This is a genomic window from Streptomyces parvus (assembly GCF_032121415.1).
In the GTDB taxonomy this organism is placed as follows: Bacteria; Actinomycetota; Actinomycetes; order Streptomycetales; family Streptomycetaceae; genus Streptomyces; species Streptomyces globisporus_A.
This window is the reverse complement of record NZ_CP135079.1, coordinates 4,088,274-4,102,840: the sequence shown is the minus strand read 5'-3', so window position 1 is coordinate 4,102,840 and position 14,567 is coordinate 4,088,274. Positions and strand designations below refer to the sequence as shown.

14 protein-coding genes are annotated in these 14,567 nt (G+C 71.8%); 7 read left to right on the top strand and 7 right to left on the bottom strand.

Going from position 1 to position 14,567, the window contains the following annotated elements; translation table 11 throughout:
• Nucleotides 1-72 precede the first annotated feature (72 nt).
• The 7 genes from RNL97_RS19575 to RNL97_RS19545 form a co-directional block, all read right to left on the bottom strand.
• Complete coding sequence (locus RNL97_RS19575; RefSeq protein ID WP_030578293.1) at nucleotides 73-942, bottom strand: ABC transporter permease; 870 nt, start codon at nucleotides 940-942, stop codon at nucleotides 73-75.
• Complete coding sequence (locus tag RNL97_RS19570; RefSeq protein WP_030578296.1) at nucleotides 939-1,544, bottom strand: ATP-binding cassette domain-containing protein; 606 nt, start codon at nucleotides 1,542-1,544, stop codon at nucleotides 939-941. Before RNL97_RS19570 ends, RNL97_RS19575 begins: the two co-directional genes overlap by 4 nt.
• Nucleotides 1,545-1,892: 348 nt before the next feature.
• Nucleotides 1,893-2,483 (bottom strand): TetR/AcrR family transcriptional regulator, encoded by a 591-nt coding sequence (locus tag RNL97_RS19565; protein ID WP_030578299.1) that lies wholly within the window; start codon nucleotides 2,481-2,483, stop codon nucleotides 1,893-1,895.
• Between the two features lie 234 nt (nucleotides 2,484-2,717).
• Nucleotides 2,718-3,632, bottom strand: coding sequence for an ABC transporter permease (locus RNL97_RS19560; RefSeq protein ID WP_313750993.1), 915 nt, complete (start codon nucleotides 3,630-3,632; stop codon nucleotides 2,718-2,720).
• Nucleotides 3,619-4,650: an ABC transporter ATP-binding protein gene (locus RNL97_RS19555; RefSeq protein WP_030578306.1), complete on the bottom strand. Its 1,032-nt coding sequence runs from the start codon at nucleotides 4,648-4,650 to the stop codon at nucleotides 3,619-3,621. The genes RNL97_RS19560 and RNL97_RS19555 overlap by 14 nt, the downstream gene beginning before the upstream one ends.
• Nucleotides 4,651-4,749: 99 nt before the next feature.
• Nucleotides 4,750-6,006, bottom strand: coding sequence for a LolA family protein (locus tag RNL97_RS19550; RefSeq protein WP_243314777.1), 1,257 nt, complete (start codon nucleotides 6,004-6,006; stop codon nucleotides 4,750-4,752).
• Nucleotides 6,007-6,205: 199 nt separating this feature from the next.
• Nucleotides 6,206-7,216, bottom strand: a complete 1,011-nt coding sequence (locus RNL97_RS19545) for a polyprenyl synthetase family protein (RefSeq protein WP_030578312.1) — start codon at nucleotides 7,214-7,216, stop codon at nucleotides 6,206-6,208.
• A 159-nt stretch (nucleotides 7,217-7,375) separates the two neighbouring features.
• Here RNL97_RS19545 and RNL97_RS19540 point away from each other — a divergent pair, with 159 nt between their 5' ends.
• From RNL97_RS19540 to RNL97_RS19510, 7 genes are all read left to right on the top strand, one after another.
• Nucleotides 7,376-8,875, top strand: a complete 1,500-nt coding sequence (locus RNL97_RS19540; protein WP_030578315.1) for a peptide MFS transporter — start codon at nucleotides 7,376-7,378, stop codon at nucleotides 8,873-8,875.
• A 44-nt stretch (nucleotides 8,876-8,919) separates the two neighbouring features.
• Nucleotides 8,920-10,914 carry a CocE/NonD family hydrolase gene (locus tag RNL97_RS19535; protein WP_030578318.1) on the top strand — a complete coding sequence of 665 codons (1,995 nt, stop codon included), beginning with the start codon at nucleotides 8,920-8,922 and terminating at the stop codon, nucleotides 10,912-10,914.
• Nucleotides 10,915-11,086: 172 nt separating this feature from the next.
• Entirely contained in the window at nucleotides 11,087-12,316 is a 1,230-nt protein-coding gene (fahA, locus tag RNL97_RS19530) for a fumarylacetoacetase (RefSeq protein ID WP_030578321.1), read from the top strand.
• On the top strand, nucleotides 12,313-13,020 hold the full coding sequence (locus tag RNL97_RS19525) for a GOLPH3/VPS74 family protein (protein WP_243314773.1): 708 nt from the start codon (nucleotides 12,313-12,315) through the stop codon (nucleotides 13,018-13,020). Before fahA ends, RNL97_RS19525 begins: the two co-directional genes overlap by 4 nt.
• Before the next feature lie 188 nt (nucleotides 13,021-13,208).
• Nucleotides 13,209-13,625, top strand: coding sequence for a phage holin family protein (locus RNL97_RS19520; protein ID WP_030578327.1), 417 nt, complete (start codon nucleotides 13,209-13,211; stop codon nucleotides 13,623-13,625).
• The gene (locus RNL97_RS19515; protein ID WP_030578331.1) at nucleotides 13,622-14,176 is read left to right on the top strand and encodes a DUF3618 domain-containing protein; all 555 of its coding nucleotides are present in this window, start codon (nucleotides 13,622-13,624) and stop codon (nucleotides 14,174-14,176) included. Before RNL97_RS19520 ends, RNL97_RS19515 begins: the two co-directional genes overlap by 4 nt.
• Entirely contained in the window at nucleotides 14,173-14,439 is a 267-nt protein-coding gene (locus tag RNL97_RS19510; protein ID WP_030578334.1) for a DUF4235 domain-containing protein, read from the top strand. The genes RNL97_RS19515 and RNL97_RS19510 overlap by 4 nt, the downstream gene beginning before the upstream one ends.
• The last annotated feature ends 128 nt before the right edge of the window (nucleotides 14,440-14,567 follow it).

Sequence of the window (14,567 nt, the reverse complement as noted above, 5' to 3'; positions counted from 1 at the left end):
CCGCGTGGGCGAGGCCGGAGCAGGGTGTGCGGGGGCGGGCTGCCGGTGCGTGCGCATGTCGGGAAGGGGACCTCAGTGTGTTTCCGGGCCGGACGCCGTGACGGGTGGTGCGGTTGTTCCTCGCGGCACGGAGGGACTGGGTGCGCCGCTTCCCGGGGCAGGCTCAGGGGCCTGTGCTCGGGCGGGGAGGGTGCTGCGGGTGCTGCGGCCAAAGCCCACCAGAGCGATCAAGGCCGCTCCCGCGAACCAGAGCAGCTGGAGGGCCAGGTGGCGCGGCACCGGGTTGGTGGAGAATCCCGCCGCCGTACTGGCCTGCATGGCTCCGTAAGAGGGCAGGTAGCGCATGAGCGGGGTGTCGGCTCCCGAGCTCGTGATCGGGTTTTGCAGGGCGAGGTCGATGATGCTGGTCATGACGATGGCGAACATGCCCTCGACCTCCCGGCGCAGCACCGAGCCGAAGCCGACGCCGAGGGCACCGTAGGTGAGGCCGGCGGTGAACAGGGCGGCGGCGAGCAGCAGGGGCTGGCGGGGTGTCCAGGCCAGGCAGGTGACTGCGGTGGCGTAGGCGGCGACCGCAGCCGAGATCAGCGCCAGTGCGGTGACCTTGGCCAGGACGAGGTGGGCCCGGGGATAGCCGGCCATCGCCAGCCGGCGGTCGAAGCGGTTACCGGAGAAAGTGGCGGCGAACATCATGAAACCCGTGATCAGGGTGACCGCGTTGAGTGCACCGCTGATCTCCGTCAGTTCGTTGCCGTGCGGCGCCAGCGTCTCCCCGGTGGCGTGCAGCCGCATGCGCGCCGGGGTGTCGGGCATCGCCAGATAGGCCAGAGTCGTCCACAGGGGGACGAAGAGGATCACGAGGACCATGGCGAACCGGTTCCGGCCGTGCTCGGTCAGCGCGAAGCCGGTAGCGAGAGCGAACCGGGACAGGTGAAACCTCACGCGGCCACCGCCTGGTCCGAGCGCAGAACCCCGCCCTCCAGACGCCACAGCTCGTCCAGGCGCTCGGTGTCGTACGCCAGGTGGGAGACGACCAGGACGGAGCGGCCCGCATCCCGCAGTCGTGCGGCCAGGTCCCAGAACCGCTGGTAGGTGTCCCAGTCGAACCCCTGGTACGGCTCATCCAGCAGCAGCACCTGGGGATCGTGCATCAGCGCCAGCGTCACGTTCAGCTTCTGCCGCGTCCCGCCGCTGAGGATCCCGACCCGCTCATCGGCGTAACCGGCGAACCCCAGCACGTCCATGACCTGCTCGGCATAGCGCAGGTCTGCCAGGCGATAGGCCCTCTGGAAGAACGTCAGGTGCTGCCGGACGGTGAGCGCGTCGTTGAGGACCACGTGCTGCGGGCAGTAACCGAACCGACCACCATGACGGACCGTGCCGCGTGAGGGCCGCAACTCACCGGAGAGGATCTTCAGCAGAGTTGATTTACCGGCGCCGTTCTCCCCGACGATCCCGCACAACGTCCCTGCCCGAAGCCGTACGTCAATGCCCCGCAGGACCACACGCTGACGGTAGGCATGATGCACATCGCTTACCTCCACACCCGCCTCCCCCCATGACAACCGGACTGACCACGACCCGGTTTCCCAACGACCACGGCGCGGAGAAGATACGGGCCGCATGTCGACGGTCCGACGCCGGAGTACCGGCCGGCGTGTGGAGGGGGGCCCGGGCGCGGCGGCGCCCTGGCTGGCCACCAGGTCGTCGTCCCCCCGCACCACGGCACGGCCCCGCCCGTGCGTCATCGCCGCCCGCAGGAAGTCCCGCCTCCAGGAGTGGCCGCAGGACCTGCCGCTGATCCTGGAGTGCTTCCTGCAACGGGGCGCGGTCGGGCGGGACGCGTCCGGAGCCGGTACGAGCGGGCCGCGACGACCAGGGCGGCAGCGGCCTCAGTACCCCGGCGCGCGCAGCGACCGCAGGACATGGTCCACCAGCGCGGCGATCGTCTCCTCGTCCTGGACGGGCTTGCGCAGCACATGGCGGTAGTAGACGGGGCCGTACAGCATCTCCACCGCCAGCGGGAGGTCCGCGCCGGGCGGGATCTGGCCCTGCTCCTGGGCGCCGCGGAGCCGGCCGATCGCCTCCTCGACGCGCGGGTCGACCAGCTGTTCCCGCAACTGCTGGGCCAGGAGGTCGTCGTGGTGCAGCTCGGAGAGGATGCCCGCGTAGGCGGGGCCGAAGGGCGGGACCGAGAGCAGTTTCACCGCGCCGGCGACGTGGAAGCGCAGGTCGGCGCCGATGTCGCCGGTGTCCACGAACGGGGTGGCGTCGATCAGGGCGTCCGTGAACGCCTCCAGCAGGACCGCGCCCTTCGACGGCCACCAGCGGTAGATCGTCTTCTTGCTGACCCCGGCGTCGGCCGCGATGGCCTCTATCGTGACGTGCCCGTACCCCCGCTCCGTACAGAGGTCGAGGGCGGACCGCAGGATCGCGCGGCGTGATCGTTCGCTGCGTCGCACACTGCTCGGCGATGTGATCATTCGGTGAGCATAGGGGGGTTCAAGCCAATCTCTTGTTGACATCTCGTCGTCAAAGACCGCACCATACCCAGGCGGAAACGGAACGTACCGTGTCGTGTCGTGACGTTGTCCGCACCGTTCGTGCCGTTCGTGCCGCGACGAGCCGATCGGGGGACGGCTCGCCCGGCCGACGGCGCGGGCGGACCCCGGCGATCCGATCCGGCCAGGCGCTCTTGCGCTCCCTCGGGGCGTCCCTCACGCCGTGATGTCCTTCGCCGTGAAGCGGGCCCAGGCCGCCGAGCCGAACACCGCGACGTACAGCCCCTGCAGCTGGAAGTTCTTGCTCAGGTCGTCCCAGTAGACCGGTTCGCGCAGGACGTCAGCGAACGACATCCAGTAGTGCCCGAACAGATACGGGTGCACCCCGCTCAGCTGCGGAATGCTGTCCAGGATCTGCACCGTGATCAGCAGTCCGACCGTGGCCGCCATCGCCCCGATCCCACTGCCGGTCAGCGTCGAGACGAACAGCCCGATCGCGGCGAACCCGGTCAGCGACACCGCGACGACCAGCGCGGTCAGCGCCGCACGCACCAGCCCCTCACCGAAGCCGATCCGGGTCCCCGAGATCGTGGTGACGTCCCCCACCGGGAACAGCAGCGCGCCCACCGCCAGCGCCGACACCGCCACGACCAGAGTCGCGGCCAGGCAGAAGACGAGGACGGAGGCGTACTTCACGAGCAGCAGCCGGGTCCGGCCCGCCGGGGCGACCAGCAGATAGCGCAGGGTGCCGTTGTTCGCCTCGCCCGCGATCGCGTCGCCCGCGACGACGCCGACCGCCATCGGCAGGAAGACCGGGAGCGTCGCGGCGAGGGCCGCGAAGACCAGGAAGAAGCCGTTGTTGGTGACCTGGGCGAGGAAGGCCGGGCCCGCCCCGCCGTCCGGACCGCCCTCCCCGCCACCACCGCCGCCGCCCGTCTCGATCCGGACCGCGACGCCGATCAGTACGGGTACGGCGGCGAGGACGGCGAGCAGGGCGTAGGTCCGGTGGCGGCGCAGCAGCGTGGTGATCTCGGAGCGGAGGAGACCCAGCGTCCACAGCGGACTGCGGGAGCCCTGCGGATGGCCCGGGCCCCCGGAATGACGGAGCCGCGCCCGTTCAGCCTGCGACATCGAATCCCTCTCCCGTGAGTGCGACGAAGGCGTCCTCCAGCGAACCCCGCTCGACGCCGAAGAACCGCACCCGCACCCCGCCGCCCACCAGCGCCGCGTTGAGGTCGGCGAGGTCCACGGCGGCGGGCGGGGCGTCGGCGGTCAGCCGGTCGCCGTCGGTGCTCAGGCCGGTGACCCCGTGCTCCTTGAGGATGCGAACCGCGTCCCCGGGGTCGGGGGTGGTGACGGTGAGCCGGCCCCGGGCGCTCGCGGCGAGGTCGGCGACCGGTCCCTGGACGATCAGCCGGCCCCGGGCCATCACCGCAGCGTGCGTGCAGACCTGCTCGATCTCGTCCAGGAGGTGGGAGGAGAGGAACACGGTGGTGCCCTCGGACGCCAGCTCCCGGACCAGGAGACGGATCTCGCGCATGCCCTGCGGGTCGAGGCCGTTGGTCGGCTCGTCCAGGACCAGCAGCCGGCGTGGCCGGAGCAGGGCGGCGGCGAGCCCGAGGCGCTGTTTCATGCCGAGCGAGTACGCCTTGGCCTTCTTCCCGGAGGCGGCGGCGAGGCCGACCCGTGCCAGGGCCGTCCCGACGCGGGCCCGGCGGGTGCGCGGGTCGGCGGTCGGGTCGGCCCGGTCGTACCGCAGGAGGTTGTCCCGGCCGTTCAGGAAGCCGTACAGCGCGGGCCCCTCGATCAGCGCGCCGACCTCCGGCAGCACCGTACGGGCGGCCTCCGGCATCGGGCGGCCGAGCACCTCGGCGGTGCCGGACGTCGGGTCGATGAGGCCCATCAGCATCCGGATCGTGGTGGTCTTCCCGGAGCCGTTGGGGCCGAGGAAACCGAAGACGCTGCCGGCCGGCACGGTCAGGTCGAGGCCGTCCACGGCGAGCTGACCGCCCCGGTAGCGCTTGGTCAGGCCGCGGGTGCGGATGACGGGGGCGTCGGCGGCGTCCGGCGCGGGGTGCCCGGACGCCGCACCCGTGACGACCGCACGCCCCTCCGCCGCGTCCCCGGCCCCGGCCGCTGTGTCCGTCATGGCGGTCGCACCTCCCAGTGAGCGCGGGGCCGCCGCGGCCTCCACGCGGGTGCGTGGAGGCCGCGGCGGCCGGGTGTCCAGGGTGCCCCTGGAAAGGTTCTACTTCGCGGCGGCGTCGGCCGCACGCACCAGCGCGTCCTTCGTCACCGCTCCGACGTACACCGAGCCGTCATCCGTCATCAGGGCGTTGACCAGGCGCGTCTTGAAGACCGTGCCCGAGCCGAACTTCCCGGTGACCTTGTCGCCGAGCGCGTCGAGGAAGCCCTGCGCCTCGGCCGGCATGTCGCCCGAGCCCGCCTCGGGGAGGCCCTTGCCGTCGGGCGACTTGATCTCGGCGATCGAGGTCCAGCCCTTCCCGATGACGTTGAAGCCCCCCTCGCCCGCGAAGCCGTCCAGCTCGGCCAGCTGTCCGGGCAGCGCCTTCTGCGCCGCTCCGCGCTCGTCCTTGCCGGTCGCCGGCTCGTCGGCCTCGGTCACCTCGGCGCCCTTGGGCGGCGTGAAGGCGAACGTGGACGCCGCAGGCTTGGAGAAGTCGACCTTGGTGAACCCGGCGTCGACCACGGCCTTGCCGCCGCTCGCCGCGGACAGGGTGAACTTCAGCGGTACGCCGTTCTCGGCGTCCACGGCGATCCGGACCGAGCCGATCGTCGAACCGGACTGCTTCGGCTTGATCAGCAGCTGGTACGCGTCCCGCCCGGCGACCTGCGCCGTACCGTCCACGGTCACCGATGTGGTGTCCCCGGCCGCCGCGAGCGCCTGCTCGGCGAAGTCCTTCGGGGTGGCCGGAGCACCCTCGGGCGCCTTCGGAGCCTTCTCCGCGTGGCCGCCCTCCCGGCCCTCGGGGGCCTCGGCGTGGTAGACCTCGTCGGACTTGCTGTCGTACGCCCAGACCTCGCCCCGGTTGTGGATGACGCTGTACTCGGACGCGTCCCCGAGGATGGAGAGCTTCTGCCGCTCCGGGCCGTCGGCGGCCACCCGCAGCGTGTGCGTGCCGGACGTCAGCTCCATGAGCTTGTCCTGCGGGGCCGCCGCGCCGCCGTCCTTGTCGCCGCCGCCCTCGCCGCCCGGTACGAGCGAGCCCGCGAGGCCGTCCAAGGGCAGGCCGAGATCGGTGCTGATCTTGAACGTGCCGGAGAGCTGCTCCTCGTCGGAAGCGGCGATCTTCTCGATGAGTTCCTGTGCGCTGATCTTCGGCAGGTCCGGGTCGCCCGAGCTCGCGAGCGCCGGGACGAGACCGATGGTCGCGGCCGCCACCCCCGCGACTGCGACGGGGACGATGTAGCGCGCCGCCTTCCGGCGGCCCACGACAGTGCTCGTGGCCTCGCCGGTGGTCTCTGCGCTGTCGTTCGGTGCCATGGTGTGCCCTACCTCCGTGGTCGGCGGCTTCCGTTGATAACCATCTGACCAAATCGGACGGTTCGAAGCGTCAGCCCGGGGAATCAACTCCGCCTACTGCTCCGGTATGACAACCGAAGGGGGCGTGTACGCCATCCCGTAGGGGTGGGCCACCCGGTGACACCGCCTCAGCCGGCGGCGGGCAGGGTCGGGCGCGGCCTCAGCCCGCGCGATGCACCACGGCGTCGCACAGCTCCTCCAGCGCGGCCTTCGCGTACCCCTCGGGCAGCGGGGCGAGCGTGGCGCGCGCCTCCTGGGCGTAGCGCACGGTGTCCTGGCGGGCCTGCTCCAGCGCCGGGTGGGCGCGCAGCCGGCGCAGCACCTCGGCCAGGGCGTCGTCGCTGCTCAGGTCACCGTCGAGCAGTTCCACGAGCTCCAGGTCGTCGGGCTTGCCCTCGGCCGCCGCCTGGGCGCGCAGCCGCAGGACCGGGAGCGTCGGGATGCCCTCGCGCAGGTCGGTGCCGGGGGTCTTGCCGGACTCGTGGGAGTCGGAGGCGATGTCGAGGACGTCGTCGGCGAGCTGGAAGGCGATGCCGAGCCGTTCCCCGTACTGGGTGAGGACGTCCACGGTCCGCTCGTCGGCGCCGGACATCAGCGCCCCGAACCGGCCGGAGACGGCGACCAGCGAGCCGGTCTTGCCGCTGAGCACGTCCAGGTAGTGGTCGACCGGGTCGCGGCCGTCGCGCGGGCCCGCGGTCTCCAGGATCTGGCCGGTGACGAGCCGCTCGAAGGCCTCCGCCTGGATGCGGACGGCATCGGGGCCGAGGTCGGCCAGGATGTGGGAGGCGCGGGCGAAGAGGAAGTCGCCGGTGAGGACGGCGACCGAGTTGCCCCAGCGGGTGTTGGCGCTGGGCACCCCGCGCCGCACGTCGGCCTCGTCCATCACGTCGTCGTGGTAGAGCGTGGCCAGATGGGTGAGCTCGACGACGACGGCCGAGGGGACGACTCCCGGCGCGTCGGGATCCCCGAACTGTGACGCGAGCATGACCAGCAAGGGACGGAACCTCTTGCCCCCGGCACGCACCAGGTGCTGGGCGGCGTCCGTGATGAACGGGACATCGCTCTTGGTGGCTTCGAGCAGCCCTGCCTCGACAGCGGCCAGGCCCGACTGGACATCGGCCTCAAGAGCCTGGTCCCGCACGTGCAGTCCGAACGGCCCGACGACGGTCACGGGGGCATCTCCTGTCTGCTGACGATCACACGCAATGTCGATGTGTCGCTGTCTCTCGAATCGACTTCAGCGTATCCGGTCCTCTATGGATCACCGTGGGCGGCTTCCCATGACCGCCGGTATGTTCGGGATCAGCTCATACGATCAGGAGTCACTGTTTTGTCCCACAGCACCGCCGCCACCGAGCCGACCCAGCCGCCGCCCGAGGACGACCACGCCTTCTTCGGGCAGCCGCGGGGCCTGATGACCCTGTCCGGCCTGGAGGTCTGGGAACGGTTCTCGTTCCTGGGCATGCAGGCCATTCTGGTGCTGTTCTTCGCCGACACCGTCAGAGACGGCGGCATGGGCATGGACCCCGGCACCGCCGCGTCCGTCTCCGCCGCCTACGGGACGCTGGTCTATCTGGTCTCCGTGGCGGGTGGCTGGCTGGCCGACCGGATCCTCGGCTCGTACCGGGCCGTGCTCTACGGCGGCGTCCTCATCGCCTGCGGCCACTACTCCATGGCCGTCCCCACCGACGCCATGACCTGGGTGGGTCTCGGCCTGATCAGCGCCGGAACGGGCCTGCTCAAGCCCAATGTGGCCTCCATGGTCGGCAAGCTCTACCGCACCGACGACGAACGGCGCGACGCCGGCTTCGCCCTCTACTACATGGGCATCAACATCGGCGCGTTCGCCGGACCGCTGATCACCGGCTGGCTCGGCGAGCACTGGAGCTGGCACTGGGGCTTCTCGGCCGCCGCGATCGGCATGACCTTCGGTCTGATCCAGTACGTCGCGGGCCGCCGTCACCTGGCCGGGCGCAAGCACGCGGCCGAGTTCGCGCTGGCCCCCGAGGCGATGCGCCGCGCGGTCCTGCTGATCGTCGGCGGGGCGGTCGTGGTCGCCCTCGCCGCCACCGCGCTGGCCCTGGCGGGCTGGCTGACGATGGACCGCTTCGTCGACGTGCTCACCGTCGTCTCGGTGATCGCCCCGGTCGTCTACTTCGCGGTGATGTTCCGCTCCCCCCGGGTCACCGCCGAGGAGCGCGGCAGGCTCCGCCCGTACGTCGTCCTCTTCCTCGGGTCCGTCGTCTTCAACTTCATCCTCTTCCAGGCGTACTCGACGATGATGCTGCTCGCGTCGACCAACGCCCGGACCGAGATCCTCGGCTTCACCTTCCCGGCCAGCTGGTACGCCTCCGCGCTCGGCGCCTTCGAGGTCGCGCTCGCCCCGGTCGTCGCCGCCGTCTGGGCCCGGATGGGCACCCGCCAGCCGCACGCCTCCAACAAGATCGCGTTCGGTGTGATCCTCGGCGGGCTCTCCTTCCTCCTGATGGTCCTGCCGACCTCCGGGCACGCCGACGACACGTACCGCATGGCGGCCTGGTGGATCGTCGGCTCGTACCTGCTGCTCGGGCTCGGCGACATCCTGCTGGAGACCTCCGGGATGTCCGCCACCACCAAGCTCGCCCCGAAGGCGTTCGCCAGCCAGACGATGGCCCTGTGGTTCCTCTCCCTCGCCCTGGCCAACGGCATCCAGGCCCAGATCGTGAAGCTGTACGGCGAGGTCTCCAACCCCGCGTACTTCGGCGTCAACGGGGCGATCGCGGTCGCGGCCGGCGTGGCGATGATCCTGGCCGCGCCCTGGCTGAAGCGCACGATGCACCCCGTCCACTGACCCTGTACGCCTCTCCAGCACCCCGCCCCCCACCGAGGTGACCCATGAACATCACGACCGACTTCCCGTACGAGACCACCCACGAGGACGTCCGCATCCCGCTGCCCGACGGCACCCGGCTCTACGCCCGGATCTGGCGGCCGCTGACCGACGAACCGGTCCCCGCCCTCCTGGAGTACCTGCCCTACCGGCTCAGCGACTGGACCGCGCCCCGCGACTGGCAGCGCCACCCCTGGTACGCGGGCCACGGCTACGCCTCCGTACGGGTCGACGTCCGGGGGCACGGCAACAGCGAGGGGCTGCCGGGCGACGAGTACGACGCGCAGGAGCTGGCCGACGGGGTCGCCGTCATCCACTGGCTGGCCCAGCAGGAGTGGTGCTCGGGCCGGGTCGGGATGTTCGGGATCTCCTGGGGCGGCTTCAACTCGCTCCAGATCGCCGCGCTCGCCCCCGAGCCGCTGAAGGCGATCGTCACCGTCTGCTCGGCCGACGACCGCTACGACAACGACGTCCACTACATGGGCGGCTCGGTCCTCGCCGTGGACATGCACGCCTGGGCGGCCACCATGCTCGCCTTCGTCTGCCGCCCGCCGGACCCGGCGCAGGTCGGCGACGAGTGGAAGGAGATGTGGCTGAAGCGACTGGAGGCGGTCGAGCCCTTCAGCCACACCTGGCTCGCCCACCAGAGCCGCGACGCCTACTGGAAGCACGGCAGCGTCTGCGAGGACTACGGCGCGATCAAGGCGAGCGTCCTGGCGGTCGGAGGCTGGCACGACCCGTACCGCGACACCGTCCTGCGGCTCGTCGAGCACCTCGACCCCGGTCAGGTGCGGGGGATCATCGGGCCGTGGTCGCACCAGTACCCTGACCGCGGCCTGCCGCCGGGGCCCGCGATCGGCTTCCTCCAGGAGACGCTGCGCTGGTGGGACCAGCACCTCAAGGGAAAGGAGACGGGCGTGATGCGGGAGCCGCTGCTGCGGTCCTGGATCAGCGGCTCGCACCCGCCCGCCACGGTGTACGAGACGCTGCCCGGCCGCTGGGTCGGGGACGCCTCCTGGCCCTCGGAGAACGTGAACCCGGTGGCGTACGCCCTCCAGGGCGGCGAGCGGATCGTCGCCTCGCCGCAGCAGACCGGCCTGGACGCGGGCCGCTTCTTCCCGTTCGGCAACGAGGCGGACCTGCCCCCGGACCAGCGGGACGAGGACGCCAAATCGGTGTCGTTCGAATTCCCCGTCACGGACGCGCCGATCGAGATCCTCGGCCGCCCCCGGGTGAGGCTCCGCATCCGGATGGACGCAACCCGCGGCCAGGCCATCGCCCGGCTCTGCGACGTCGCCCCCGACGGCGCCTCGACGCTCGTCACCCGGGGCGTCCTCAACCTCGCCGCCCGGCACGGCCGCGACCGCACCGACGACTGGACGCCCGGCGAGAGTGAGGACGTGGTCTTCGACCTCAACGGCATCGGGCACACCTTCCCGCCCGGCCACCGCATCCGGATCGCGATCTCGTCCGCGTACTGGCCCTGGATCTGGCCCCAGGCCGGTTCGGCGGGCTTCACCCTGGACGCCGACGGGAGCTTCGTCGAGCTGCCGGTGCGCCGCCACACCGAGGACCCGGCGATCACCTTCGGCGAACCGGAACAGTCCGAACCGCTCGGCGTGGTCCACCCGGTCACCCTGGAGGAGCCGCGCCCCGAACGCCTCGTCGTCCGGGATGTCGCCAAGGGCGAATGGCGCCTGGAGGTCGATCCCCGCTACGGCGGCACGCGCGTCTACCCCGACGGCCTCGAATTCACCGAGGACGCCCTGGAGACGTACACGATCCAGCAGGACGACCCGCTCTCCGCACGGACCCGCAGCGACTGGACGATCCGGCTGCACCGTCCCGAGGCGGCCTGGGACGCACGGATCGAGACCCGCTCCGAGATCGCGGCCGACGAGCACGATTTCATCACCTCCGACGAGGTGATCTGCAAGGACGGCGAGGAGGTCGTCTTCCACCGCACCTGGGAGAAGCGCATTCCGCGCACGGCGGGCTGAGCGGCGTACGTGTTTCCCACCCGGTCCCCCCGGATCTCCCGGAGGGACCGGCGGGAAGCGATGAACTTTCCGGGCAATACGCACAGTTGGGGATGGTCAGGGCACTGCCGCTGGGTAGGAGCCCCGACGTAACGTGTCCCCCAACGCGACCTGGAAAGCGAGGCAGCACCACATGCCCGAGCAGAGCAGTCCGCTCGATCTGGCCGAGGGCGACCCCTTCGGCCCGCACAACCTTCCGTACGGTGTGTTCTCCACCCCCGACCACCCCGACGTCCGCCGGGTCGGCGTCCGTATCGGAAACCACGTCCTGGACGCCGGGGCCGCCGCCCACGCGCTGGGCTCCCCCTACGCGGGACTGCTGGCCCAGCCGAGCCTGATGCCGCTGCTCGCGGCGGGCCGCACCGCCTGGAGCGATGTGCGCCGCGCGCTCACCGCCTGGCTGACCGTCCCCGCCCACCGCGCGGACATCGAGCCGCTGCTGCACCCGGTGGACGCGGTCACCCTGCACCTGCCGTACGAGGTGGCGGACTACGTCGACTTCTACGCCAGCGAGCACCACGCCACCAACGTCGGCAGGATCTTCCGGCCGGACGGCGACGCGCTGACCCCCAACTGGAAGCACCTGCCGATCGGTTACCACGGCCGCTCCGGCACCGTCGTGGTCTCCGGCACCGACGTCGTACGCCCCAGCGGCCAGCGCAAGACCCCCACCGACCCGGCCCCCGTCTTCGGGCCCTCGGTGAAGCTCGACATCGAGGCCGAGGTCGGCTTCGTCGTCGGCGTCCCCTCCGCGCACGGCACCCCGGTCCCGCTGGCCGACTTCCGCGAGCACGTCTTCGGGCTCTCGCTCCTCAACGACTGGTCCGCGCGCGACCTCCAGGCCTGGGAGTACGTGCCGCTCGGCCCGTTCCTCGGCAAGTCCTTCGCCACCTCCGTCTCCGCCTGGGTCACCCCGCTGGAGGCCCTGGACGCGGCCCGCACCGCCCCGCCCGCCCGGGACGTCCCGCTCCTTCCCTACCTCGACGACGCCGAGGACGAGGAGCCGGGCGGCTTCGACATCCGGATCACCGTCGAGATCAACGGCCGGGCCGTCGCCGAGCCGCCGTTCGCCTCGATGTACTGGACGGCGGCCCAGCAGCTCGCGCACATGACGGTCAACGGCGCGTCGCTGCGCACCGGCGACCTGTACGGCTCCGGCACGGTCAGCGGCCCCGAGCCGGCCCAGCGCGGCTCGCTCCTGGAGCTGACCTGGAACGGCCGCGACGCGCTCGAACTGACCGAGGGCAAGCGGACGTTCCTGGAGGACGGCGACACGGTCACGCTGACCGCCTGGGCCCCCGGCCCGCACGGCACCCGCGTGGGCCTCGGTGACGTCACCGGAAGGATCGTCACCGCGCCATGACGCAGGACACCTCCGCCCTGACCCTGCCCGAGGAACTGCTCCTGCTGACGCTGGACCCCGAGCGCGGCAAACCGCTCTGCGACCGCGCGTATCTGCGGTACGGCACGGCGGGCGCGGTCCTCGCCGAGCTGGAGCTCCAGGGCCGGATACGCGAGGAGCGCGGCCGGGTCCAGGTGGTCGACCCCCTGGACCCGGCCCACCCGCTGCTCGCCTCGCTGCTGCGCACGCTCGACCCGCCGCCCGACAAGAAGAAGCGCTTCCGCCCGGGGACCAGCGCCAAGAGCTGGATCCGGCTGCACGGCCGCAACGCCGAGGAACGCCACCTGGACCACCTGGTGGAACGCGGCCTCCTGCGCCGCGAGACCCGCCGCTTCCTGGGCCTCTTCCCCTACCAGCGCCACTTCCCGGGCGACCCCGACCTGACCGGCGCGACCCGCTGGCGCTTCGGCCAGGCGGAGGCCCGGGGCTTCCCGGACCAGCGCAGCCGCGCCCTGGCCGGGCTCGTCTCGGCGGCCGGCCTCGCCGGCACCCTCACCACCGCCGGCCGCGAAGGCCGCTCCGCGATGAAGACCGTACGCCGCGCCCTGTGGTTCGCCTCGGCGGTCCACCACAACGTCCGCCAGAACCAGTCCAGCGGCGGGAGCGGCGACGGCGGAGGCTGGAGCGACGGAGGCGGGGGCGGCTGCGGAGGCGGCGGGGACTGATGGGCCCACCCGAGGCCGGCGCCGACAGGGAACCGGCCGGGGAGTGTTTCCGGTGTCTCGCCGCGGGATGAGTGCGAACGCGGTCGGAGGGTACCCGGGCGACAGCAGCACACATCCGGATGCGGAGGTTCCATCGCGGCGCTCCGCTTTCGCGTGCCGATTCCGACCGGGAAGGGCCAAGTGACCTCATGAGCACAGCAGGACGGCAGACCCCCACCACCGGCGATGAGCCGGTGGGCGTTCTCGTCTCACGTGCCTCGCAGCAGATATCGGAACTGGTCCGCGAGGAAATGCGGCTGGCACGTTCGGAGATGGCGGAGAAGGGCAGGCGCTTCGGTAAGGGCGGCGGCCTGTTCGGCGCCGCGGGAATCGTCGGCGTCCTGGCGGCCCAGGCCCTCGTGGCGACCTGCATCGCCGCGCTCGCGCTGGCCCTTCCCCTGTGGGCGGCGGCGCTCGTCGTCACGGCGGTGCTGGCCGCGGTGGCCGGAGCGGCCGCCCTTGCGGGGAAGAAGCAGGTCGCCCGGGCCGGAACCCCCGCCCCTGAGCAGACCATCGACAGCGTCAAGGCCGATCTGGCCGAGGTCAAGGAGAGGGCTCACCGATGAACGACGAGTCGCAGAACACGATGGGTTCGCCCACCCCCGAGGAACTGCGCCAGCAGGTCGAGAGCACGCGCGACGAACTCGGCCGGACCGTCGAGGCATTGGCGGGCAAGGCCGACGTCAAGGCGCAGGCGAAGGAGAAGGCCGCGACGGCGAAGAAGCAGGCCGCCGAGAAGACGGCCGAGCTGAAGGAGCAGGCCGCGGAGAAGTCTGCCGAACTGAGGGAGCTGGCCGCCGAGAAGACCGCGGCGGTCAAGGAACACGCCGCGTCGGCCACCGCCCAGATCCGGGAGAAGACAGCGCAGGCCGCACAGGCGGTGAAGGACAGGACTCCGGACCCCGTGCAGGAGAAGACCGCACAGGCCGCCACGCAGGTGCGTGAAAGCGCGGCCCGGGCCGGGCAGTTCGCGGTGGACCGGACCCCCGACCCGCTGCTGGAGAAGGCGGACCGCGCCGCGAAGGGCGCCCGCGCCAACCGGGCCCCGCTCCTCGCCGGAGGCGCACTGCTGGTCGCCTTCCTGCTGATACGCCGCGGCCGGGGAGGTAAGAAGTGAAGGCGTCCAAGCTCGCCTACAAGCCGATGGGGTTCGCTCTCGGCGCGGTCAGCGGCATGATCGCGAGCGCCGTGTTCAAACAGACGTGGAAGGTCATCGAAGGCGAGGGCGACGCCCCCGACGCCCTCGACGAGGACCGTCCGTGGCGCCAGATCCTTCTCGCCGCCGCCGTACAGGGCGCGATCTTCGCCGTGGTCAAGGCCACCGTCGAACGCTCGGGCGCCCAGGCGGCCCGGCGCGTCACAGGCACCTGGCCGGCGTGACCCGCGGCGGTGCCCGCCTGACCCGTCCCGGCCGCCCCCGGTAGGCCGGGCGGGACGGGAGCGGGTCCCCGGCTCAGCGCCCGGGCCCCGGGTGTTCGGCGTCCCGGACGAGCAGGGCGATCTCACCA